The organism is Streptomyces sp. NPDC111606 (genome assembly GCF_055656945.1).
In genome coordinates this window covers 345,069-369,266 of record NZ_JBVKBY010000004.1, presented here as the reverse complement: position 1 = coordinate 369,266, position 24,198 = coordinate 345,069, and the positions used below count along the sequence as shown (strand labels likewise).

Genomic DNA, 24,198 nt, shown 5'->3' with positions numbered 1-24,198 from the left:
CTACCGGCCGTCCACCACCCGGCCGAGTTCGATCCGGTCGATGTCCGGCGCCCACGCCGCGGCATTGCCTAACGTCACCTGGTTCGAACCCTTCCTCAGTACGACGGGGATGCCCACCGTCCAGTAGTCGTCCGAGCTCCAGGTGTTCTTGAAGGTGACCTTCACCGGTTCGGCGTTCCCCACGGCGACGTCTGCCGTGCGGGACATGATGTCCGTGTTGTAGGCGTGGCCGTTGTCCCGCCGGTCGTTGTGCGCGTAGTGCACGACCAGCAGATAGCGGCCCGCGCTCGCCGCCCGCACGGTGAACTCGGCGGTGCTCTCGGGGCTGTTGCCGAGTCGGCCGATGTACGAGCCGCCGGAGGCGTGGACGGAGTCGACGAGCTCGGCCCCGCCCTTGAGGACGGCGGACGCGGCATCGTACGACAGTGTGCCGGAGCTCGATCCGGAGCCCGAGACCTCCAGGGAGCGGACTGCGGCGTGCTGTGAGGTCACGGTGACGCGGTTGTTGCCCGCGACGAGGTACAACCGCAGCGGCCGGCCCGGCGCCGCCGTCGCCGTCTCACCGTGCAGGGCGAGTTCCACCGGCGCCGTCGCCTGCGGCACCACCGTGAAGTAGCCGTCGCGCCTGGCGTACACGTCGAATACCGCCTTGTCGCCGGCGCGCAGCACGAGGTCGCCCGTGCCCACCCCCGCCGAGGAGGAGTAGTCGTACGCCGGATGCCCGCTGATGTCCGCGAGCGTGGCTTCGTACGACGCGGAGGGCACGCCACCGCGGGCGGTGAGGTCGATACGGTCGAGGGTGACCTCGGCGTCGCCCTTGGCCAGGGTCAGCGTGTGTGTCCCGGCCTCGAGCCGGAGGGTGAGGTCCTTCTTGGCGCGGTAGGTCCAGTTCTCGGTGGACGGATAGGTGACCGTCCAGGTCTCGGCGCCGTCGACCGACAGCTTCTGGGTGGCGGGGCCGCCGGACTGGTTGCCGTACAGGATCGCCAGGTCGTACGTCCCGTCCGCCGGGACCGTCACCGTGAAGTCGACCTTGCTGCCGGCCGAGTTGAGCGAACCGACGTCCTTGGTGCCGGAGGCCGCATAGCCGTTGGCGTGGTCGACCGTGCCCTGGGTGCGGACCTCGCCGTCGGTGACGGCCGCGGCCTCGGCCTCGTACGACGCCGACCAGGGGACGGCGGCGGGGGAGGGGGTGCCCGAACCGCCGGGCGTCAGGACGATCCGGTACGCGGACATCTTCTGCATGCCGCGCAGTGGGACGGTCACCGAGCCGTCGTCCGCCACCTTCACCTTCGTACGGGCGTGGACCCGCGGGGTCGCATGCCGCCCCTCGTAGCCGGACCAGGCGGCTTCGGCGACAGTCGAGGTGACCGTGCGGCCGAAGACGGAACGGGGCACGTTCTCCAGTACGACGTCGGAGTCACCAGCCGCGCCGCCGAGCAGCACCTGTGCCTGGCGCCGTGAGGTGTCCAGGGAAGCCAGGCCCTGCAAGGTGTCGATGGTGTCGGGTCGAGGCGGGGTCACCTTCACCGTCTCGCCGGTCAGCCCGGCGTACCAGCGGAAGAACCACCAGCCGCCGTTGGGGATGTTGGAGCGTACGACATGCCCGCCGAGGTTGCCGGCCGCGTCCCAGTAGGCCAGGTTCGCGTACACCTTGTTCCGCTCGAACATGGAGACCCACTGCACGAGTTGGCCGGGCACGGACAGATCGCGGCGGTTGGCGTACTCATCGATGTTGATCTTCAAGGGTGGGATGCCCAACTCCCGCTCCAGCGCGCGGTAGTCGTCGTGGTGCGCCTGGAAGTCGCGCAGCGAGCCGGAGTCCAGCTCGTGCCAGGTCAGCACCTGCGGCAGGACGTCCTCCCGCTTGGCGAAGGCGAGGAAGTCCCGCATCAGGCGGCTGTCGTAGGCGGCTTCGTTCGGGCCCGCGATCCGCGCGTCCGGGTCGATGGCGCGGATGCGCTGGTGCACGGTCTTCCAGTCCTTGAAGAACCGGTCTCGGCCGGCCTCGTACCGGACCTGGTCGGAGACGCCGAGCTGGTACCAGATCTGGTCGGGCTCGTTGAACGGGATATGGACGAACCGGTCGCGGTTCGGATCCGCCGCCACCCCTTTGACGATCTCGTCGACCTTGAGGAGATAGTCGTCGATGCCGAGATCCTCGTACGGCCACCGGGCATAGATGTCCTGCATCATCACCAGGACCTCACCGCCGCCGTTGCGGAAGAACGACCTGGAGACGGTGAGCGCGTCGCCGTTCGGATGCTGCGCACCGCCCTCCGGCTTCTGCGAGACGCTGGTGACCTTCAGGGGCTCCAGTGCGGCGTCGCTGGGCACACCGTCGTCGCTGAGCCCGTACAGCGCGCCGTTGGCGCCGAGCATCACCGGCCCCTCGGAGGCGGACAGGTCGACGATGAGGCGCTGCGGGTCGGCATCGGCAGCGGTCGCGGGGCCCGTGGTGGGGAGAGTGGCTGCCATGGTGGCTGCTCCAAGTGCGGCTGATGGCACGGTCGTTCTCTTGTAGGTACCAGAACAGCTGTGCCCGCGTGGGGTGTTCAGACTGTGGCAGGCGGTGGCGGACACGGGATGCGGGCGATCTGCGCAGCCTCCTCCAGCGCACTGTGCCACCAGCTCGACCTGCGCCATGCGGCGGCCCGCGCGCACCTCGACAAGACGGTGGAATCGCCTCGTCGGTGACTGGGGCGTGGGCACCAGGCGCCGTACGGGCGTACCCGCAGCCCGCCTCGACGACGATCCGATCGCCTTCATGCTCGGGGGGCCTGCTCGGCCGGGTGTGGCGTCGCGGCGGCAACCCGGAACTGCGCCTGCCTGCGGGCCACTTGGCGGGCCGAGACGCTCGCGTGGAGATCCTGCACGCGTCGTCCGCGGCGGCCGGCTCGGTCGTCCGGAGCGGGGACGCGCCGCGGGTGTCGCTGCCGCGCACGCCCGCCGTCGTGCTGGTCCGTCTCGGCGTGTGGCCGGCGGCACCGCGATGATCTGCAAGGCAACGGAGATATAACAACAGGCAACTAAAGGGGGTTTGCCGCGGTCTAGTCCGCCATGAAGATCTCATTCCTGCTGCACAACGCCTACGGGATCGGAGGCACGATCGCCACCACCTTCAACCTGGCCCACGCCCTGGCCGACCGTCACGAGGTGGAGATCGTCTCGGTGCTGCGGCACCGGGAACGCCCCAACTTCGCCCTGGACCCGAGAGTGTCCTTAAAGCCACTGGTGGACCTGCGGCACGAGAAGGAACACCCCCTGCATCTCAGACCCGCGAAGGTGTTCCCGGTCGCCGAGTACCGCTACCGGCAGTACAGCGAGCTGACCGACCGGCGGATCGGCGAGAGCCTGGCGGCGACCGACGCCGAGGTCGTCATCGGCACCCGCCCGGGACTCAACGTGCACCTCGCCCGCCAGGCACCGGAGCACGTGATCCGCATCGGGCAGGAGCACCTCACCCTCGACAACCACCCGCCCCGGCTGCGCACCACACTGCGCCGCGCCTACCGCCGGCTCGACGTGCTGACCACGGTCACGGAGGCGGACGCCGCCGCCTACCGGCGCAAGATGCGGCTGCCCGGCGTCCGGGTCGAGGCACTGCCCAACAGCGTCCCCGATCCCGTGCTGCCCGCTGCGGACGGCACCGCGAAGGTGGTGGTCGCGGCCGGCCGGCTGGTCCCGGTGAAGCGCTACGACCTGCTCATCGAGGCGTTCGCCCAGGTCGCCGCCGCACACCCGGACTGGCGCCTGCGCATCTACGGCAAAGGGGAGGAACACGCGCGGCTCCGGCAGCTCATCGAGAGTCTCGGCCTGTACGACAAGGCCTTTCTGATGGGGGCGGCAGCCCCCATGGAAGCGGAGTGGGTCAAGGGCTCGATCGCCGCGAGCGCGTCCAACTTCGAACCGTTCGGCATGACCATCGTCGAGGCCATGCGCTGCGGCCTGCCCGTGGTGAGTACCGACTGCCCCTACGGGCCCGGCGAGATCATCAAGGACGGCGTCGACGGCCGGCTGGTCCCGGTCGGCGACCCCGACGCGCTGGCCGCCGCACTGCTCGACCTCGTCCGCGACGACGAAGGGCGCCGGCGGATGGGCCGTACCGCCGTCCGGAACGCGGGCCGGTTCGCCCCGGTCCCCGTCCTCGAGCAGGCCGAGCGCCTGATCGACGAGGCCATGGCGGCGCGCGGGACCGGGCGAGCGGCCCCGGCACCGGAAGGCGGCCCGATAGGGCGCCGAATAGAGCGGGCCCTGGTCAGTCAGGGCTTCGCCGCGCGTGACTCCGCGTATGCCGTGGCCTCACGCGCGCTGCGTACGGTACGGAAGGGGCAGTGATGATCATGGAACTCGGGACGGCGAGTGGCACGAACCTGCGCGCCGACTGCACGGTCGACGCCGACGGCCGGATCACCTTCGCCCTCCAGCCGTCGTCGACCGCCGCCCTCCAGTCATCGTCGGCCACCGCCCACCTGCTTCTGAGGCTTCGCCCCAAGAAGGGACAGCCCGAGAAGACCCTCCATGCCCTCGACCTGGAACCTGCGGAGGACGGGCGACTTCGTGCCGTACTGCATCCGCAGCCCGCGCTCGCCGAGGGCCGTTGGGACGTCTACCTGCTCCCCGAGCCCGGTGCACCACGGCAGCGCCTGCGCCCCGGGCTGCGTGACCTGCGGACCCTGGTCGACGGCCACCGCAGTGACCGGCAGGCGCCGGTCGCCGTGCGGATTCCGTACGCCACCAAGGACGGCTACCTCGCGGTGCGGGCGTGGCTGCGGGCCGCTCACGCGGAGGTCGAGGGCATCGACATGAGGGACCGGTCGATGACCGTCAGGGCCAGGCTGCACGGCGTCTCGCTCGCCGAGGGAGCCTCTGTGCGACTCCGGTTGCGGGGTGGTGGCGGCACCGTGCTGAACCTTGTGCCGCAGGTCGAGGACGACGGCAACGGGTTCCGGTTCACCGTGGCGTTCGGCGAGTTGGTCGCCGACGGCGGCACCTGGAATCGTGTCTGGGACCTGTTCGTCCAGGCCGGACCCGCCGAGGGGACGGCGAGCGTCCGGATCGGTCGCCTGCTGGACGACGTGGCGGACCGCAAAGAGATCTTCGTCCTTCCCGCGACCGACGTCGGTGGTTCGGTGGTGCGCCCCTACTACACGGTCGACAACGACCTCTCCGTACTTGCGGACAGAACCTGACCGCAAGCCTCCGTACGGTCGTTCCATGACTGAGACGCAGAAGATCCTTGTCACCGGTGCCACCGGAACCGTCGGCCGTCAGGTCGTCGCCGAGCTGCTCGCCCGCGGCCACCTGGTCCGGGCGCTCACCCGGGATCCGGCGAGGTCGGACTTCCCGGCCGGCGTCGAGGTCGTCCAGGGCGACCTGACCGAGCCCGACAGCCTGGTCCCGGCCCTGGACGGCGTCACCGGCCTCCATCTGATCACCTTCGGCGGGGCCTACTTCGCCCCGCTGGAGACCGGTCCGCGCATCCTGGAGCTCGCGTGCGCGGCCGGCGTGCGCCGGGTCACCGTGCTGCACGGCGGCGGGCCGTCCCTGCTGGAGGACGCCGTACGGGCGGACGACGGGGTGGACTGGACCGTCCTCATGCCGGTCGAATTCATGGCCAACGCCCTTGAGTGGGCGGACGGGATCGTGGCTTCGGACGAGGTCCGCGAGCCGTTCGTCTCCCGGCTCAGCGCCATGGTCCACGAGGGCGACATCGGCGCCGTGGCCGCCGTCGCGCTCACCGAGGAGGGGCACGGGGGCCAGGAGTACGTGATCACCGGGCCCGAACTGCTCACCGTCACCGACAAGGTGGCCGCCGTCGCCGCCGCCCGCGGCCGGGAGATCGCTCTCGTCGAGCTGACGGAGGAGCAGGCCGTCGCCCAGTGGCGGGCGGCGGGTCACCCGGAGGACGTGATCGGCTTCCTGCTGGAGGCGTACGGCAACACCCCGGAGGTGGGCCGCACGGTCGCCGACACGGTCGAGAAGGTCACCGGCCGACCGGCCCGCACCTTCGGACAGTGGGCGGCGGAACACGCCCGCGCGTTCACGGCCGGCTCCGGCGGGGCCGTGTCGTAGGCCTCGCGCAGGTTGCTATCGCCCCGCCGACATCCGGGTCGCCGCGTCGTGGACGACCTGTGCGTGCAGCTCGAACAACGCCACGAGGTCGACGGTCTCGCCCTTGACCTCGCGGTGCACGAACAGGCCGTCGGCGCCGGCGATGGCGTACGTGGTGAGCGTGTCCACGGCGTGCTCGTCCAGGTCGGGGAACAGGGTGGCGGCGACCTCGGCGATCTTCCGGTGGGTGATATCCCGGACCTGGAGGAACGCCGTGCGGCCCCGGGGTTCGGTGGGGCGTCGCTCCAGGGCGAGCATCAGGCCGAGGCGGAGGAAGTCCGGTGCGTCGACGAGTGACTTGGCCACGTTGGCGGCCATGGCGGTCACTCGCTCCAGGGGCGTACCGCTCTCCTCGCCCGGCAGTTCGACGGCCGTGAGCCAGGCCTCGAAGCTGCGCTCGATGACCGCCGCGATCAGGTCGTCCTTGTCCTTGAAGTGCCAGTAGATGGAACTGGCCGGCAGCCCGCACTTGGCGCTGACGGCCGCGATGGACGTGCCGTCGTAGCCGCGCTCACCGGCGATCTCCACGGCGGCGTCGAGGATGCGCTGACGTGACTCCACCCCGTTGGCGCGCTTCTTGCGCGCCGTCTCCGGCCTGGTCATGGGGTGCCCCTCCGGTCGTACAGGGCCGACGGACCCCTGTGAACGATCATGTCCTGAAGCGTCCACTCTAATTGGAGCATCCCCTACAGCAGGGCTGGTGCCGGTGAAGCAGGAGTGGTGCCGGGTCAGCCGACCAGGGTGTCCACCACATCGAGGTCCGGCAGGTCGAGTGAGCAGATCCGCGCGGCCTCGGCGTCGGGGATCCCGAACTGCCGCAGCAGGCCTCGGGCGACCAGGTCCGCGGACCGGGCGTCGTCGCGGTCCGGCTGGGCGTGCAGCAAGGAGCCCAGCGCCAGTACCGCGGCCGCCGTCATCGTCAGGGCGAGGTCCAGGTCCTCCACCTCGAACCGCCCCGCGTCCACCGCGACCCGGATGTCGTGGAACGCGCGGGGCGCCAGACCGCGCCGGGAGTGGGCCAGTTCGAGCCCCTGGCTCAGCAGGACGCGGCTCAGCTCCGGGTGGCGGCGGTGCAGCCGGCCGGTCAGCCGAAAGCTCTGGGCGAAGGCGACCGCGGGGTCCTCGATGTCCGCGGTGAGGCGGTCCATGAGCGATCCCCACCACTCCAGGGCCTCCTCGACCGCGACGCGGAAGAGCTCTTCCTTGCTGTCGAAGTGGTTGTAGAAGGAGCCGACCCCGATGTCGGCGAGCTCGGTGATCTCCAGGATCGGAACGTCCGTCCGCCCTTCGGCCAGCAGTCGCTGCGCCGCGCCCACCAGTGCCGTGCGCGTCCGTGCCCTGCGTCGGTCGACGCGCCCGGATGCGGTCCGCTCGGCCATCACACCATCCTCCATGCCACCCCGTCACTCGCTTCACCTCGCACTCTAGCCGCCCCGCACTTGTTTCCTGAAGATTTCTTCAGTTCTATTGACTGACGGCAAGTTCGGAAGTGAATATTTCTTCAGGAGTGGTGACCGTGGGTGGCACGCACAACGACCTGCACTCCGAGCAGGGCGCGCTCCCCGGAGAGCATCCGGGCCGGGCGGCGAACCCGGTGATCAAGGTCCACGACATCGCGTGGCTGGAGTTCTGCAAGCCCGACCTGGACCGTGCAGAGGCCTTCGCCCGGGCGTTCGGCTTCGTCACGTCGTACCGCGACGGCGGCGAGCTGCACCTGCGGGGCACCCGGGCAGGAGCCCCCTGCGTGATCGTCCGCAGAGGCCGGAAGTCACGGTTCCTCGGCCCTGCCTTCCGCGCGGCCGACACCCGCGACCTGCTGCGGCTGGCCGACGCCGCCGGCACCCGGGTGCACCCGCTGCCCGAGCCCCTGGGCGGGTCGGTCGTGGACCTGCTCGACCCGAGCGGCCTGCGGGTCCGCGTCGTCACCGACGCGGACGAGCTGCCCGCGGTGCCCGGGCAGCGGTCGCAGTCGTTCAACTTCGGCGGCGGCCTCGACCGGACCAACACCACCCAGCGGCCGCCGCGCGAACCGGCCGGCGTACGGCGCCTCGGGCACGTCGTCCTCCAGACGACCACCTACCTGCGCACGCTGAACTGGTACCTGGAGCACCTCGGCCTGATCGTCAGTGACTTCCTCTACTACGAGGGCCAGCGCGAGAGGGGCCCGACCATGAGCTTCATCCGCTGCGACCGCGGCCGGACCCTGACCGACCACCACACCCTGGCCCTGACGCTGGGCCCCTCCAACCGGTATGTGCACTCGGCCTACGAGGTGACCGACCTCGACGCGCTGGCCGCCGGCGGCGAGCACCTGCTCGGCGCGGGCTACCGGCGCTCGTGGGGCATCGGCCGGCACATCCAGGGCAGCCAGATCTTCGACTACTGGCGCGACCCCGACGGCCTCCTCGTCGAGCACTTCACCGACAGCGACATGTTCGACAACACCCTGGAGCCCGGCTGGGCGCCCATGACGGCCTCCGGCCTCGCGCAGTGGGGGCCGCCGGCCACCAAGGACTTCATGGGCATGGCCCCCGGCCGCGAATCCCTCGCCGAGCTCCGCTCGATCATCACCGCCCTCCGGAACGACGACAACGAGTTCGACCTCGAACGCCTGCGCGGCCTGCTGAAAGTTGCTTCCTCATGACCCTCTCCGTCCTCCGTACCTCCGACGCCTGGTGGGTCGCGCTCGACGAGCACCGTGCCGTCCCGGTCGAGACCTCCGCGACGACGACCGCCGAACTCCTCGACGACGTGGTCACCGTCCACATGGCCCTGGCCGAGGCCCGCTCGGGCAACGGGTCGGCGCAGCCGCGCCGCATCGCCGAACTCCCGCTCGTCTCCCCGGTCAGCGCGCCGTGCCGGGTGGTCGCGCAGATGACCAACTACGTCTCCCACGTACGCGACTCGGGCATGAACCCCGAGACCGTCCCGCTGACCTTCTTCCGCAAGACCTCCGGGTCGATCAGCGGGCCGTTCGACGAGATCGTGAAGCCGGCCCACGTCCGGTTCCTCGACTACGAGATCGAGCTCGGCCTGGTCATCGGACGTCCACTCGAGGTCGGCGCCACCGTGAGCGACGCCAACTGGAAGGACCACATCGCCGGCCTCGTCATCACCAACGACGTCTCCGCACGCGACGTACAGCTGCCCAAGACCCAGTTCTACGAGGCCAAGTCCTACCCGACCTTCACCCCGGTCGGCCCCGCCCTGGTCCTGCTCGACGCCGCGGAACTCGACCGTCTGTCCGAGCTGAGGCTCGTCCTCAAGGTCAACGGCGAGATCCGCCAGAACAGCGACCTCACCGACATGATCTACAGCCCCCTGCAGGCCCTGCAGGAGCTCTCCCGCTTCCAGGCCCTCGCACCGGGCGACCTCGTCCTCACCGGCACCCCGGGCGGCACCGCCCTCAAGGCGCCGCCCAAGCCGGTGGAGATCATCGGCGCTCTCCTGCCGCCGGCGATGAAGTGGAAGGCGTTCTTCAACTCCCAGGCGAAGAACCCGAAATACCTCCACGACGGCGACGTACTCGAGCTGTCCATCGGAACCCCCGACGGCGCCGTCAGCCTCGGCACCCAGCAGAACAAGGTGAGGTACGCGTGACCACCGAGACCCCCATGGCGTGGCCGCGCTACGACCACCCCGACGACCTGGCCGTCATCGAGGCGACGCCGCTCGCCGCACGCGGGCTGCCCGGCACCTCGTACGACGTGCTGCGGCGAGCGGCCGAGCAGTGGCCCGAGCGGACCGCGCTCACGGTCCTGCCCGACGCGGCGTCCTGGCGCACGCCCAGGAACCGCAGCTACGCGGACCTCCTCGCCGACGTGCACCAGGCGGCCAACGCCCTGCACCGCCTCGGCGTCCGCCGCCACGACACCGTCGCGCTGCTCTCCCCGAACTGCGACGAGCTCGTCACCGCGCTCCTGGCCGCCCAACTCGCCGGCATCGCCACCCCCGTCAACCCGGCGCTCGCCCGCGACCACGTGGCCGAACTGGTCCGCCGGGCCGGCGCCCGGGTGATCATCACCGCCTCGCCGGAGCTGGACCCCGAGGCATTCGCCACCAGCGCCGAACTCGCCCGCCAGGGACTGGTGGACCACGTGCTCGTCCTGCGCCCCACCGGCGAGCGGCAGGAGCCCGCCGCACCGCCCACCGCGCAGAACGCCACCGTGGCCCGCCTCGCCGACGTCGCGGCCGACCGCCCGCGCGACCGGTTCGTCGGCGAGCCGCCCACCGCCACCGACCTCGCCGCCTTCTTCCACACCGGCGGCACGACCGGGGCGCCCAAACTCGCCGCGCACACGCACACCAACGAGGTCAGCGACGCGTGGATGATCGCGGCCAACTCCGTGCTGGACGAGGACTCGGTCGTCTTCGCCGCCCTGCCGCTGTTCCACGTCAACGCACTCGTCGTCACCCTGCTCGCCCCGCTGCTGCGCGGCCAGCAGGTCGTGTGGGCCGGACCGCTGGGCTACCGCGACCTCACGCTGTACGCGGAGTTCTGGCGCATCGTCGAGCACTACCGGATCGCCGCCATGAGCGCCGTCCCCACGGTGTACGCGGTCCTCGCCACGTGTCCGGTCGACGGGGCCGACATCGGCTCGATGCGGTGCGCGATGGTCGGCGCCTCCGCGCTGCCCGACGGCGTGCGCACCGACTTCGAGACGGCGACCGGAATTCCGCTGCTGGAGGGATACGGCCTGACCGAGGCGACCTGCGCCAGCGTCCGCGGTTTCCTGGAGGTCCGCCGGCCCGGTTCGGTCGGCAGGCGGCTGCCGTACCAGGGCATCCGGATCGTCGACCCGGCCACGGCCGAGAAGCGGCCGAGCGGTGCGGTGGGCGCCATCCTCATCAGCGGCCCCACGGTCTTCCCCGGGTACGTCCAGGGCCGCGACGGGGACGGCTACCTGATCAGCGGTCAGGGCAGGCTGGTTGACGGCTGGTTGGACACGGGCGATCTCGGCTACCTCGACGAGGACGGCTTCCTCCACCTCACCGGGCGCGCGAAGGACCTGATCATCCGGGGCGGACACAACATCGACCCGCGGATCGTCGAGGACGCCCTGCTCACGCACCCCGCGGTCACCGGGGCCCAGGCCGTCGGACAGCCGGACCGGCGGGCGGGGGAGGTGCCCGTGGCGTACGTGACGCTGGCCGACCCCACGGTGACCGAGGACGACCTCCGTGCCTGGGCCGCCGAGCGCGTCGGTGAGGCAGCCGCCGCGCCCAAGGCCGTCCACGTCCTCGACGCGCTCCCCGTCACCGCGGTCGGCAAGCCGTACAAGCTTCCCCTGCGAGCCGACGCCGCCCGCCGCGTACTGACCGACGCCCTCACCGGTATCGACGACGTGGCGGGCGTCAGCTCCGACGCCGACTCCGGATCGGTGACGGTCACCGTCACGCTGCGCGCCTCGGCGCCCGCCGCCACCAGGGCCGAAGTCGAGCGCCGGGTCGCCCACTTCGCGGTGCCCTGCCGCATCGCCGGACGGCAGCGGGGAGAGGGCTGAGGCACTTCCTCGCGCGCACCGGCCGTTTCCGGAGTGCCCTCATTCGACCTTGACGAGTCGACCTTGACGAGGGTGCCGGCGGGGACGGCCGGTCGGCGGCTCCATCGTCCGACACGGGCGTTCCACTCACGGTCAAGGTCTGTCCTGAACCGTACGATCGCCGTGCCGAGGCGCGACGCCCCGAAGATTTGGCGCAATCTGATGCCCGAACTCGCCAAATCTGGACCTGAAGTCGTCTAGACCTCCCCCGGAGCCTTGAACCCCCGTGTCCGGGTCTGCTTGGCTGACGGACCATTGGCCGCCGACCGGCGGCGCATAGGGGGAATGGTTTTTGTGCTGGGCCGGCAAGGGGGCATGGACGTGCCCTGCGTCAACGGTGTGCGCCCTGCCGGGTCGACAGCGGCCGGGGCCGATGAACGGGTATCGGACACCGCGGCATCGCTTCCCGCGCGGCGGACGCGACGGGCGAACGTCCCGGTGCCTGCCGTCCGCATCGACTCCGCCCCGCCGCTGAGCGCGCGGGCGCCGCACCCCGGCCTCGCACACCACTCACACGCTTCTTGCAGACCAGAGGAAGGTGCATGAGGTACTTCCGGCTGCTCGTCCTGGGCAACGGCATCTCGGCGTACGGCAGTTACCTGAACATGGTGGCGCTGAACGTCTTCGTCTACGACGCCACGGACAGCGCGCTGGCCGCCGGCCTCTTCATGGCCGTACGCCTGGCGACGAGTGTCGTGTCGGGCTGGGTGAGCGGTCGTCTCGTCTCGGTCTACGACCGCAAGCGCCTGATGGTCGGCGCCGACCTGTGCCAGGCCGTGGCGCTGCTGACACTGCTGATCGCACCGGACGCCACCCGCGTGGGGCTGCTCTACGTCCTTGCCGTGGTCACCGGCGGCTGTTCGACGCTCTCCCAGGTCGCCCTGCGCAGCAGCATCCCGGAGATTGTCGGCGCCGAGCACCGCGTGCGTGCCAACGGGCTGCTGGTCACCGGGCGTTCGCTCGCGATGATCGCCGGGTTCGCCTCGTCGGGTGTGGTGGTCGCGCAGCTCGGCTACTCCGCGGCGTTCGCCCTGGACGCCGCGTCCTTCCTGGTCTCCGCGACGGTGCTGTTCCTGTTGCCCGTACGCACCAGGGCGGTGAAGGACGCCGCGGGCGGCGGCTCCGCGGAGACCTCGGGCGCCGCGCGCTGGACGGCGCGGATGCTGCTGGCCACGGCTCCGCTGCTGATGGCGATGATCGCCATCCGGGCGGTGGACGGGCTGGGTTCCTCCTCCCACAACGTCGCCCTGCCCATCTACTCCAGCGGCCTGGACCCCGACCATCCGGCCACGTTCATCAGCCAGTTCTGGGCCACCTGGGCCATCGGCAACATCGTCGTCCAGCAGGTGATCGGACGGGTCACCAAGAAGACCGGGCGCACACCCGGGGAGCGGGCGTTCGCGCTCGGCGCCTGTGTGATGTCGGCCGGGTTCATCGTCGTCTTCAGCGGGCTGCCGACGGTGCCCGCGGTCATCGCCGCGCTCGTCGCCGGTGCCGCCGACGGGTTCACGGAGATCGTCTACGTGTCGCGGCTGCAGGCCGCCCCGGACGAGCAGCGCGGCCGCCTCTTCGGACTCTCCGCCTCGGCCGAGAACACCGGCTTCGGCCTCGGCATGCTCGTGAGCGGCGCCCTGCTGGAGACGTTCTCGCCGCTGCAGGTCGTCGCCTCCTTCCACGGCCTCGCGATCGTCCTGTGCGGCGCGCTGCTCCTGCTGCTTCTGCGCCGGGGACGCACAGGTGACCAAGGCCTTGAAGAAACGGTCAGTCAGGACAAGCCGACGGTGACGGAGGGACGCAGCTGATGACCATGAGCGACCCCGACCCGCGGATGGCCGTCATCGGCATGGCCTTCCGGCTGCCCGGCGCGAACACGCCCGAGGAGTTCTGGCGGGTCATCCATGACGGCACGGACTGCGTCACCCGGTTCACGGACGAGGAGCTGGACGCCGCCGGTGTACCCGCCGAGGAGTACCGGGCGGCCGACTTCGTCGGCGCCTCCGGGGTGCTGGACGACATCGCCGGCTTCGACGCCCAGCACTTCGCCATGAGCGCCCGCGAGGCCAGGCTCACCGACCCCCAGCACCGCATGCTCCTGGAGTGCGCCCAGCACGCCCTGGAGAACGCCGGCTACCCCGACGAACGGGACGGCAGCCGCGTCGGCGTCTACGCCAGCACCGGATATCACCTCTACACCCTGCAGAACTACCTCCTCAACAACGTCCTGCCCAGCCACGCCGCCTCCGACTGGATGGCCGGCATGCAGATCACGGTCGGCAACTACGCCGACTTCACCGCCACCCGGGTCGCCTACCGGCTGGGCCTGACCGGCCCCGCGGTCAACATCCAGACGGGCTGCTCCAGTTCGCTGGTCGGCGTGCAGGCCGCCGCGCAGTCCCTGCTCATGGGCGACTGCGACATCGCCCTCGTCGGCGCCACCGCCGTCCACGTGCCGCAGGTCGTCGGCTACCGCTACGTCAAGGGCTCGATCCTCTCCAAGTCCGGCCGCCTGCGCGCCTTCGATGCCGGAGCCGACGGCACCGTCGGAGGAACGGGCGTCCTGGCCGTCGTACTGAAGAGGCTGGGCCGGGCGGTCGCCGACGGCGACACGATCCACGGGGTCGTCCGCGGCTGGGGGATCAGCAACGACGGCGCAGACAAGAAGGCGTTCACCGCCCCGAGCGCACGGGGCCAGCGCGTGGCCGTCCGCCAGGCCCTGCGGCGCGCCGGCGTCGGCGCGGAGAGCATCGGCTACCTGGAGACCCACGGCACCGGCACACTCAAGGGCGACCCGATCGAGTTCGACGGTGCCACCGGCGCCTACCGCGAGGACACCGACCGCGTCGGCTACTGCGCCCTCGGCTCGGCCAAGGCCAACATCGGCCACCTCGACGCTGCCTCCGGCCTCGCAGGACTCGTCAAGACCCTGCTGGTCCTGAAGCACGGCGTCATCCCCCCGATGGCGAACTTCAGCGAGCCCAACCCCGGCCTCGACCTCGACCACAGCCCCTTCTACATCCCCGGCACCGCCCGGCCCTGGCCCGAGAGCGACGTGCCCCGCCGCGCGGGCCTCACCTCGCTCGGCGTCGGCGGCACCAACGTCCACCTGGTCCTGGAACAGGCCCCCGAGCCCGCTCCCCGGACCGACGCCGCCGCCCCCGCGGACGTGCTGCTGGTCTCCGCGAGCAGCGAGGCCGCCCTCGCGGACAACGCCCGCGCCTTCCGCGACCGGTTACGGCAGCCGCCGGCACCCCGACCGGCGGACCTGGTCACCACCGCCGCCCTCGGCCGCGTCCACGGCCGCCACCGGCTGGCAGTCCGTGGTACCACCCCGGCCGCCCTCGCCGACGCCCTCGACGCCTGGCTCGCAGGAACGGCCGGGGCGACGGTGACGGCGGGGACCACGCCGGCGGAGGGCCCCACGCGGGTGGCGTTCCAGTTCACGGGGCAGGGCAGCCAGTACGCGGGTATGGCCGACGCCCTCCACGAGCGCTTTCCCGTCGTACGCGAGGTGCTCGACGCCTGCGACGACCACTACCGCGACCTCACCGGCGACTCATTGCTCGCGGCGCCGCGGGCGTCAGACGCATCGGGGGAAGAGGCGCCGGACCGAACGCCCGACGGGCCGCTCCCAGGCACGGACACCGCGCAGCCCGCGCTGTACGCCCTGCAGTGCGCCCTGGTCCGGCTCTGGCGTGACGCCGGCATCGAACCGTACGCCGTGACCGGGCACAGCGTCGGGGAGTACGCCGCGCTGTACGCGGCCGGAGCCCTGTCGCTCGACGACGGTCTGCGTCTGACCATCGAGCGCGGCCGGCTGATGCAGCAACGCTGTGCCCCCGGCGCGATGGTGGCCGCTGCGCTGGACCGGGAGGCCGCCCTCGCCCTGGCCGCCGAAGTGCCCGGCCTGGAGCTCGCCGTGATCAACGCAGAACGCGCACAGGTGCTCGCCGGGCCGGTCGAGGCCGTGGAACGGGCGTGTGCCCTGCTGGACGAGCGCGGCACGCCGGGGCAGCGGCTGAAAGTGACCCGGGCCTTCCACACCGCGCTGATGGAACCCATGTTGGAGGAGTTCCGGAAAATCCTCGACGACGTCGACTTCCAGCCGGTACGAATCCCGTTCGTCAGCGCCCTGGACGGCATGCCCCGCGCGCCCGGCTGGACCCCGGACGCCGACTACTTCCTCCGGCACACCCGCGAGCCCGTCCGCTACGACGAGGCACTGCGCGGCATCGGAGCCGGGCAGCCCGACGTCCTGCTGGAGATCGGGCCGCACACCACCCTCAGTGGTCTGGCCCGCCGGGCACTGCCCGCCGCGCGGTCGCTGCCGTCCCTGCGGCGCGGCACCGCGCTCGGCGCCCTCTGGGGTGCGGCGGCGGGCCTGCACTGTGCCGGGGCGGACGTCGGCTGGCGGGTGCTGCTGGCCGGCAGCGGCGGCAGGCGTATCCCGCTGCCCGGATACCGGTTCCAGCACAAGGACCACTGGACAGGGCCGGAGTTGACGGCCCTCAGCACAGAAACACCAGCGAGAGAAGGAGCCGAAGTGGTTCAGCAAGAGGCAGCGGTGGCGCGCGTACTTCACAGCATCGTCGAGGCGACGTCGCGGCACCTCGGCGAGGAGCCGTCGGCGATCGTCGGTGACGCGTCCTTCTTCGACCTCGGCGCCGACTCGCTGCAGATGATCAGCGTGCTGCGGGAGCTGGAGCAGGAACATCGGGTCAAGGTGACGATGCGGCAGCTGTTCGAGGAGACGGGTACGCCACGGCGGCTCGCGGAGTTCATCGTCGCCCGCATGCCGGGGGCGGCGGGGTTGGCGCAGCCGGTCGCTCCCGAGCCTCCTGCCCCCGCGCCCGCAGCTCCCGCGCCGCGCGCTGCTCCGGAGCCCGTCGCTCCCGAGCCCCTCGCGCCGCCCAGGGTTGCCGCACCCGCACCCGCACCCGCACCCGCACCGGTTCCCGCACCCGCGCCCATCACCCCCGCAGCCGCCCCCGAGTACGCCACCCGCGAGGAACTGGAGGACCTCGCCCGCAAACTCCAGCAGATATCGCAGATACAGCTGCAGATGATGTCCCAGCTCTCCCAGTTGCTGGCCCTCCAGACGGCCTCGGTGACCGAGCGGCTCAACGGCAAGGTGGCCAAGTGACCGGGCTGCACGGCATATCCGCCGCACTGGACCAGGACCTGGCGGCGATGGCGGAACTCTCGCAGCGCATCGCCGAGCAGATGGGCGGAGCCGACGCCGCCGTCCCGGAGCAGCGGTCGCCGCAGGCACCACGCGTGCACGGCCCACGGGTGACGGTCGCGAGGACCTCCGGCATGGTGCAGGACGTCTCACCGGACTCCCAGCAGGAGCACCTGGCCGACCTCGTACGCCGCTACACCGCAAAAACCCCGACCTCCAAGAGCATCGCCCAGCGCTATCGCCGCGTCCTGGCCGACAGCCGTGCCGTCGTGGGCTTCCGCAGCGGTACGAAGGAGATGCTCTACCCGATCGCGGGCCACCGGGCCAGTGGCGCGCGGCTCCAGGACGTCGACGGCAACGAGTACGTCGACATCACGATGGGCTTCGGCGTCCTCCTCTTCGGCCACGAACCCGACTTCGTCACCGAGGCCGTGCGCGAGCACCTGTCCCGGGGCATCCAGCTCGGCCCGCGCAACGTCGAGACCGGCGAGGCAGCGGAACTCCTCGCCGAACTGACCGGTCTGGAACGGGTCGCCTTCGCCAACTCCGGTACGGAGGCGAACTCCGCGGCCATCCGTCTCGCCCGCGCCGCGACCGGCCGCGACAAGATCGTCACCTTCCTGGGCGCGTACCACGGCCACGCCGACAACGTCCTCGGCCGCACCTCGGGCAGCGGCACCGATCAGGTCACGGTGCCCGTCTCCCGAGGCATCCCGCAGGCTTCGGTCTCCGATCTGCTGGTCCTCGACTACGGCACCGACGCCGCCCTGGAGGCGATCGCCCGGAACGCGGACGACATCGCCGCGGTCGTCGTGGAGCCGGTGCAGAGCAGGCACCCCTCCCTGCGACCCGTCGAGTTCGTACGAAAGCTGCGTGAGCTGACCCGCCGCCACGGCATCGTGCTGCTCTTCGACGAGATGCTGACCGGCTTCCGCCCGGCGCTGCGCGGCGCGCAGGACCTGTACGGCGTCACGCCGGACCTCGCCACGTACGGCAAGCTGCTCGGCGGTGGCTTCCCCATCGGGGCCATCGCCGGCCGCGCCGACATCATGGACGGCGTCGACGGCGGCCACTGGTCCTACGGCGACGACAGCTATCCGCCTGCCGACACCACGTTCTTCGGCGGTACGTACATCCAGCACCCGGTGTCGATGGTCGCCGCGCGCGCCGTGCTGACCCACCTCAAGGAGCACAGCCCGCGCCTCCAGGAACGGCTCAACGCGCGTACCGCCGAACTTGCCGCGTCGCTCAACGGCTTCTTCGAGGCCGAGGAATTCCCGCTGCGGATGAGCCACTTCGGCTCCCAGTTCCGCTTCGAGCACCGGGCCGACATGGAACTCCTCTACCACCACCTGATGCTGCGCGGCGTGCATGTCTGGGAGTGGCGCAACTTCTTCCTGTCCACCGCCCACACGGACGGCGACCTCGAGTTCGTGGCGGACGCCGTACGGGACTCGCTGCGCGAGCTGCGGACGGCGGGCTTCTTCCCGGGCGGGCGGCCGGTGGCGCCGAAGGCTGCGCCGCCCACACCGCAACCGGCACCCGCACCGGCACCCGCACCGGCACCGGCACCGAGCCAGGCAGCGGAACCGACACCGGACCCTGCCGTCCCCGCGGCGGCGCCCGCCCCGGTCGCCGCCATGGCCTGGAACGCCGCAGCCGTCACGGACTCCCGCACGCGATCCGCGAGCGAACCCGCCGCCCGCACCACCGACTTCAGCGTCTACTTCTTCGGCGACTATCCCCAGGACTCCTCCACGCCGAGGCAGGGCGGTCAGTACGAACTCCTCATGGACGTGGCCCGGTTCGCCGACAAGCAGGGCTTTCACGCGCTGTGGATGCCCGAGCGCCACTTCCACTCCTTCGGCGGTCTCTTCCCCAACCCGGCCGTGCTCGCCGCCGCGCTGTCCCGGGAGACCGAGCGCATCCGGCTCAACGCGGGCTCCGTCGTCCTGCCGCTCCACGACCCCATCCGGGTCGCCGAGGAGTGGTCGATGGTGGACAACCTCTCCGGCGGACGCGTCGGCATCGGCGTCGCCAGCGGCTGGAGCGCCAAGGACTTCGTGTTCTTCCCCGACCGTTTCGGCCGGCACAAGGAGCTGATGTACGAACAGCTGGAGCAGGTAAGGAAGTTCTGGCGTGGCGACGCCGTGCGCCGGGCCAGCGGTGACGGCGAGGCCGAGGTACGCCTCTTCCCGCGTCCCGTGCAGGACACCCCGCCCATGTACACCGCAGTGGTCGGCAACCCCGCCTCCTTCGAACTCGCCGCCCGCCACGACCTCGGCATCGTCACCAACCTGATGACCCAGAGCGTCGAACAGCTGGGGGAGAACATCGCCCGCTACCGGCGTACCCGGGCTCAGCACGGCCTGGACCCGGACGCCGGGCGGGTGGCCGTCCTGCTGCACACCTACCTCGCCGACGACCACGACACCGCGCGCACCGAGGCCTACGAACCGCTGTCCCGCTACATGCGCGCGTCCCTGTCCGTGTTCAGCGGCGTCACCAACAGCCTCGGGCACAACGTCGACCTGGCCGAGCTCAGCGAGGACGACCTGGACGCGGTGTTCCGCCGGGCCTACGGCCGTTACTGCGATCAGCGCGCGCTGATCGGCACCGTGGACAGCGTCCGCCCGGTGGTGGACGCGGTCACCGCGGCGGGCGCCGACGAGATCGTCGCCCTCGTCGACTTCGGTGTCGCCCCGGACGAACTGCGCGAGGGCCTGCCCCACCTGGACGCACTGCGCCGCACGTACCGGCCCGCACCCGTTTCCGCCCCCGCCGACGCGCCCCTGTCGCCCGGCCAGGAACGGATCTGGTTCCTGGAGCGCCTGCTCCCGGGCCGTACCGCCTACAACGAGGTCAAGGCGATCCGCCTCGAAGGCCCCGTCGACGTACCAGCTCTGCGCGCGGCACTGCGCGGCCTCGTCGTACGGCACGAGGGGCTCCGTACCGTCTTCCGCGAGAGCGGAGGCGAGCCACGCCAGGTGGTGCAAGCGGCGCCGGTCGAGCCCGATTTCGAGGTCGTCGACGGCACCGGCAACCCGCGGACCGCCCTGCGGGACGTCCTGGCCGCGGAGAGCGCACGCCGCTTCGACCTGGCGGGCGGCCCGCTGTTCGTCACCCGGCTGGTCAGGCTCGCCGACGCGGAGCACGTCCTCGTGCTGTCCCTCCACCACATCGTGGTCGACGCGGCCTCCGCCACCGTCCTCGCCCGCGACCTCTCCGCGCTCTACCGCGCCGAACGCGCCGGCACCACCCCCGACCTGCCCGAGCTCACCTGGAGCTACGCCGACCACGCCAGGGAGCAGGCGGCCTCCGCGGACAGCCCCGAGGCCGGCGAGGACCTGGCCTACTGGCGCCGCACCCTCGGCGGCGACCTGCCCGTCCTCGCCCTGCCCACCGACCGGCCCCGCCCGTCGACGATGACCTCGAACGGCCGGGCGGTCTTCCACACCCTCGACTCCCAACTCTCCGCACAGCTACGGGAGTTGAGTCGGGCCCGCCGCAGCACCCTGTTCATGACCCTGCTCGCCGGATACGGCGCCATGCTGCGCCGGGTCACCGGGCAGACGGACCTCGTCGTCGGCACCCCGATCTCGGACCGGCCCGAGCGGGCCGAGCACCTGCTCGGGTTCTTCGTGAACACCCTCGCGCTGCGCCTCGACCTGTCCGGCGACCCGGCGTTCGGCACACTGCTGGACCGCGTGCGCACGGTCGCTCTCGACGCCTACGACCACGCGCGCGTGCCCTTCGAAACCGTGGTGCGCGAGCTCGCCCCGCCCCGGGCCGTCGACCGGACACCGGTGTTCCAGGCGTTCGCGGAGTTCCAGCGCGCCGAACCGTTCCGCTTCGACCTGCCCGGCATCGAGGCCACACCGCTGGACGCCGGCCCGGACAAGTCCCTGACGGACCTCACGGTCTACTTCACGGACCAGCCCGAGGGCATCCGCTGCCACCTGGAGTACAACACCGACCTCTTCGACCAGGAGACGGTCGACGGGTTCTTCGCCACCTTCCGGGACCTGCTCGCCGCGGCGGTCGACACTCCTGACACGCCGCTGTCCCGGCTCGCCCCGGCGCCCGTCGACACCGCCGCCGACGGTGAGCCCGTACCGAGCTCCTGGCAGCACGGCCCGTCCCGCCCGCTCGCGGACATCACCGTTCACGACCTGGTCGCCCGGCAGGCGGCTGCCCGACCGAACAGCACCGCCGTGATCAGCGGCGACACCCGGCTGACGTACCGCGAACTGCACGACCGCGCCGAGCAGTTGGCCGCCGTCCTGCGGGAACAGCCCGCCACGGACGGCGGTGCCGAGGTCGTGGCGCTGTGGCTGCCGCGCTCCGCCGACCTCGTCGTCGCCATGCTCGCCGCACTCGGAGCGGGCCGCGCCTACGTTCCGCTGGATCCGTCGCTCGGCCGGGTGCGCGCCGAGCAGGTCATCGCCGAGTGCGGGGCGCGGACGGTGGTGTCGGCGCCCGGTGAGGCGGCCGTTCTGAAGCTGCCGCCGGACGTGACCGTCGTATCCCCCGACGCGACCGCAGCGCACCCGCCGTGCTCCGCGCACGCCACCGACAATCAGGCCCCGTGCTGTGTCCTCTACACCTCGGGCAGCACCGGCACACCCAAGGGCGTCGTGCTGGCGCACCGTGCTGTCCTCGACCTGTGCGAGTGGCACCACCGGCGCTTCGCGTTCACGTCGGCCGACCGCAGCGCAGTCGTGTGCAGCCAGAGCTTCGACGCCTCGATCCTGGAGATCTGGCCGGCACTGACCGCGGGCGCGTCGGTCACCATCGCCGAAGAGGACGTCCGCAGGGATCCACTGACCCTGGCCCGCTGGTACGCCCGCGAGCACGTGACCTTCTCCATCCTCCCCACCGCCCTGGGCGAACAGCTGTTGGGGCTGCCCTCGCACGAGCAGCCGCCCCTGCGTCACCTCCTGCTGGGCGGAGACGTACTGCGCACCAGGCCGCGCCCCGAGGCGCCGTACGAGACGGTGAACGTCTACGGGCCCACCGAGACCACCGTGCTGTGCACGACGGAAACCGTCGCCGCGCACAGCGACGACCCCACTCGGCCGATCGCGATCGGACGCCCGGCGGACAACGTACGGCTGAGCGTGCTCGACGCGTCGGGATGCCCGGTACCCGTCGGCACGGTCGGGGAGTTGTACGTCGGCGGACCGGGCGTGGCCCTCGGCTATCTCCACCGCCCCGAACTCACCGCCGAGCGGTTCCTGCCGGACCCGGACGGCGGCCCGGACGCGCGCAGGTACCGAACCGGCGACCTGGTCCGCTGGACCGGGGACGGGACGCTGGAGTTCTGCGGCCGGGCCGACGACCAGGTGAAGATCCGGGGCTTCCGGGTCGAGCCGGAGGAGGTCTCCCGCACGCTCAACGCTCTGGACGGCGTGCGCGAGGCGGCCGTGCTGGCGCGGCGCAACGACCGCGGTGACGCGTACCTCGCGGCCTATGCCGTCCCCGCCGACCCAATCGGCGAAGGAGCCGACGACCGGCAGGCGTACGCCGACCTGCTGGCCGAGGAACTGGCGGCCCGGCTCCCGGAGTACCTCGTACCGCGTGCGTGGCGCGTCCTGACCGCCCTGCCGGTGAGCGGCAACGGCAAGCTGGACCGCTCCGCGCTGCCGGCACCCGACCTCGTCACCTCCGCCCCCACCCGCACGACGGGTGCCGTCGGCGAAGCACCCGCCGCCGGGCACCTGACGGGCATCGAGCGACGGGTTCGGGAGCTGTGGGCCGAGGAGTTCGGCGTCGACGCCGACGGCATCGCGGCCGACGCCTCCTTCTTCGACCTGGGCGGCCACTCGATCACCGCGATGCGGCTGGTCAACCGGGTCCGGGAGGACTTCGGCACCGAGTACCCGATGCTGAGCTTCTACCAGGAGCCGACGCTGCGGGCCATGACGGCCCAACTGGCCGCGGCGGCGCGCGGGACGGTGGAGCCGGGTTCCGCAAGTCCCTCGCTCGAGGCCGACGACGACGGACCCGGCACGGTGGAGCAGCGGGCCCCCGCCACCGTGCAGCAGTCCCGCTTCGCCACCGTGCACGCCGACCACCGCCTCCCGCAGGTCTTCAACGTCGCCCTGCGATTCACCCTCACCGGTGACCTGGACGTGGCAGCCCTGCGCACCGCCCTGACCGGGCTCGTGGAGCGGCACGAGGGGTTGCGGACCCGGCTGGCGCGCAGCGGCGACGGCTGGGAGCAGCAGGTGCTGCGGCCCCGCCCGGTCGAACTGCCGGTGGAGGACCTCACCGGGCTGCCCGCGCCGGAACGGCAGGCGGCCCTGGACCGGGCCAGTTCCGAGGCGGCGGAGACGCCTGTCGACCCCACCGGCGGGATTCCGGTGGCGCTGCGCCTGCTGCGTACCGGTGAGAACACCTGGTCGCTGCTCCTCGTCCTGCACCACTCCGCCTGCGACGGATGGTCCGTCAGCCTGCTGCTGAAGGAACTCGCCGCGCTCTACGGCTCGGCCGCGGCGGGCGAGCCCCACGCCCTGCCGCCGGTGCAGTGCCAGCCCGTGGCGTACGCCCGGTGGCAGCAGGACCAGGTGGACGACGCCGCCGAGGAGCGGAAGGTGCAGTTCTGGCTGCGCGAGCTCGACGGGATGCCGTTCACCGTCGACCTGCCGCTGGACCGGCCCCGGCCGCAGAGCGCGAGCGGGCGGGGCGGCGCCGTGATGTTCACCGTGCCGGCCGGGGCACGGGCCGCCGTGGAGCGGCTGGCCAGAGAGCGGGGGACGACGCCGTTCGTGGTCACGGCCGCGGCCCTGGGCCGGATGCTCGCGCGGAAGTCCGGGCAGTCCGACGTCGTGTTCAACGTCTCCTACGCCAACCGCGAGCGCCGCGCGTTCGAATCCCTGCTGGCCTGCACGGTCACCGGCTTCGCGCTGCCGGTGCGGCAGGGCGTCGGCGGTTCCTTCGCCACTCTGACGGACCAGGTCGCCCGTACGACCGTGGAGTGCATGGACCGGGCCCTGCCGGTGCGCCGGATCGCCCCCGCGATGAGGGAGCGCACGGGCGTGGACGTGCCGGACCGGCTGGACGTCGGCTTCGCCTACCAGAGCTCGCTGGAGGCGGAGGTCGAACTGCCCGGTCTGACCACGGCCATCGAGGACCTCGCGCCCGCCGCGGCCCGCACGGAACTCACCTTCGGGCTCGTCCCGGCCGGCGACGAACTGAAGGGCTTCGTCGAGTATTCGGCCGATCTGTGGGACCGCAGCACGATCGAGGGCTGGACCCGCGACTACGTCGCCCTCCTGAGCGAGGAGGTCGACCGGGCGCTCGGGCGGTGACGCCCGTCCGTGACGCCGCCCCGCGCCGGCTCGGTGCGTGGGACGGCGT

Annotated in this window: 12 protein-coding genes; 9 read left to right on the top strand and 3 right to left on the bottom strand. The window is 71.7% G+C overall.

Features of this window, described 5'->3' with window-relative positions:
• On the bottom strand, window positions 1–2,478 hold the full coding sequence (locus tag ACZ7M7_RS17000; RefSeq protein ID WP_472117305.1) for a CBM35 domain-containing protein: 2,478 nt from the start codon (window positions 2,476–2,478) through the stop codon (window positions 1–3).
• A gap of 582 nt (window positions 2,479–3,060) precedes the next feature.
• Between ACZ7M7_RS17000 and ACZ7M7_RS16995 the strand changes: the two genes are divergently transcribed.
• From ACZ7M7_RS16995 to ACZ7M7_RS16985, 3 genes are read left to right on the top strand one after another with little or no spacing between them, the layout of a single operon-like run.
• Window positions 3,061–4,338 carry a glycosyltransferase family 4 protein gene (locus ACZ7M7_RS16995; protein WP_472117302.1) on the top strand — a complete coding sequence of 426 codons (1,278 nt, stop codon included), beginning with the start codon at window positions 3,061–3,063 and terminating at the stop codon, window positions 4,336–4,338.
• Entirely contained in the window at window positions 4,338–5,192 is an 855-nt protein-coding gene (locus ACZ7M7_RS16990) for a transferase (RefSeq protein WP_472117299.1), read from the top strand. The genes ACZ7M7_RS16995 and ACZ7M7_RS16990 overlap by 1 nt, the downstream gene beginning before the upstream one ends.
• Before the next feature lie 25 nt (window positions 5,193–5,217).
• Window positions 5,218–6,075, top strand: a complete 858-nt coding sequence (locus ACZ7M7_RS16985; protein WP_472117296.1) for an NmrA family NAD(P)-binding protein — start codon at window positions 5,218–5,220, stop codon at window positions 6,073–6,075.
• Between the two features lie 15 nt (window positions 6,076–6,090).
• On the opposite strand, the gene ACZ7M7_RS16980 is transcribed toward ACZ7M7_RS16985, so the two are convergent.
• Window positions 6,091–6,717, bottom strand: coding sequence for a TetR/AcrR family transcriptional regulator (locus ACZ7M7_RS16980; RefSeq protein ID WP_451168502.1), 627 nt, complete (start codon window positions 6,715–6,717; stop codon window positions 6,091–6,093).
• A 125-nt stretch (window positions 6,718–6,842) separates the two neighbouring features.
• The gene (locus ACZ7M7_RS16975) at window positions 6,843–7,493 is read right to left on the bottom strand and encodes a TetR/AcrR family transcriptional regulator (protein ID WP_472117293.1); all 651 of its coding nucleotides are present in this window, start codon (window positions 7,491–7,493) and stop codon (window positions 6,843–6,845) included.
• A gap of 137 nt (window positions 7,494–7,630) precedes the next feature.
• On the opposite strand from ACZ7M7_RS16975, the gene ACZ7M7_RS16970 reads away from it, so the two are divergent.
• The 6 genes from ACZ7M7_RS16970 (at window position 7,631) to ACZ7M7_RS16945 (ending at window position 24,149) form a co-directional block, all read left to right on the top strand.
• A complete protein-coding gene (locus ACZ7M7_RS16970) occupies window positions 7,631–8,758 on the top strand; it encodes a VOC family protein (protein ID WP_472117290.1) in 1,128 nt (375 codons plus the stop codon).
• Window positions 8,755–9,714, top strand: a complete 960-nt coding sequence (locus ACZ7M7_RS16965; RefSeq protein WP_472117287.1) for a fumarylacetoacetate hydrolase family protein — start codon at window positions 8,755–8,757, stop codon at window positions 9,712–9,714. The genes ACZ7M7_RS16970 and ACZ7M7_RS16965 overlap by 4 nt, the downstream gene beginning before the upstream one ends.
• On the top strand, window positions 9,711–11,618 hold the full coding sequence (locus ACZ7M7_RS16960) for an acyl-CoA synthetase (RefSeq protein WP_472117284.1): 1,908 nt from the start codon (window positions 9,711–9,713) through the stop codon (window positions 11,616–11,618). The genes ACZ7M7_RS16965 and ACZ7M7_RS16960 overlap by 4 nt, the downstream gene beginning before the upstream one ends.
• Window positions 11,619–12,199: 581 nt before the next feature.
• Window positions 12,200–13,459 (top strand): MFS transporter, encoded by a 1,260-nt coding sequence (locus tag ACZ7M7_RS16955; protein WP_451168507.1) that lies wholly within the window; start codon window positions 12,200–12,202, stop codon window positions 13,457–13,459.
• Window positions 13,459–16,797 carry a type I polyketide synthase gene (locus ACZ7M7_RS16950; protein WP_472117281.1) on the top strand — a complete coding sequence of 1,113 codons (3,339 nt, stop codon included), beginning with the start codon at window positions 13,459–13,461 and terminating at the stop codon, window positions 16,795–16,797. Before ACZ7M7_RS16955 ends, ACZ7M7_RS16950 begins: the two co-directional genes overlap by 1 nt.
• A 47-nt stretch (window positions 16,798–16,844) precedes the next feature.
• Complete coding sequence (locus ACZ7M7_RS16945; RefSeq protein WP_472118011.1) at window positions 16,845–24,149, top strand: MupA/Atu3671 family FMN-dependent luciferase-like monooxygenase; 7,305 nt, start codon at window positions 16,845–16,847, stop codon at window positions 24,147–24,149.
• The last annotated feature ends 49 nt before the right edge of the window (window positions 24,150–24,198 follow it).

Excerpts from the sequence above, each read along its gene's own strand:
- ACZ7M7_RS16985 (WP_472117296.1), top strand. The coding sequence starts at position 5,218 with ATGACTGAGACGCAGAAGATCCTTGTCACCGGTGCCACCGGAACCGTC.
- ACZ7M7_RS17000 (WP_472117305.1), bottom strand. The coding sequence starts at position 2,478 with ATGGCAGCCACTCTCCCCACCACGGGCCCCGCGACCGCTGCCGATGCC.
- ACZ7M7_RS16995 (WP_472117302.1), top strand. The coding sequence starts at position 3,061 with ATGAAGATCTCATTCCTGCTGCACAACGCCTACGGGATCGGAGGCACG.
- ACZ7M7_RS16955 (WP_451168507.1), top strand. The coding sequence starts at position 12,200 with ATGAGGTACTTCCGGCTGCTCGTCCTGGGCAACGGCATCTCGGCGTAC.
- ACZ7M7_RS16945 (WP_472118011.1), top strand. The coding sequence starts at position 16,845 with ATGGCGGAACTCTCGCAGCGCATCGCCGAGCAGATGGGCGGAGCCGAC.
- ACZ7M7_RS16990 (WP_472117299.1), top strand. The coding sequence starts at position 4,338 with ATGATCATGGAACTCGGGACGGCGAGTGGCACGAACCTGCGCGCCGAC.
- ACZ7M7_RS16975 (WP_472117293.1), bottom strand. The coding sequence starts at position 7,493 with ATGGCCGAGCGGACCGCATCCGGGCGCGTCGACCGACGCAGGGCACGG.
- ACZ7M7_RS16980 (WP_451168502.1), bottom strand. The coding sequence starts at position 6,717 with ATGACCAGGCCGGAGACGGCGCGCAAGAAGCGCGCCAACGGGGTGGAG.
- ACZ7M7_RS16950 (WP_472117281.1), top strand. The coding sequence starts at position 13,459 with ATGACCATGAGCGACCCCGACCCGCGGATGGCCGTCATCGGCATGGCC.
- ACZ7M7_RS16965 (WP_472117287.1), top strand. The coding sequence starts at position 8,755 with ATGACCCTCTCCGTCCTCCGTACCTCCGACGCCTGGTGGGTCGCGCTC.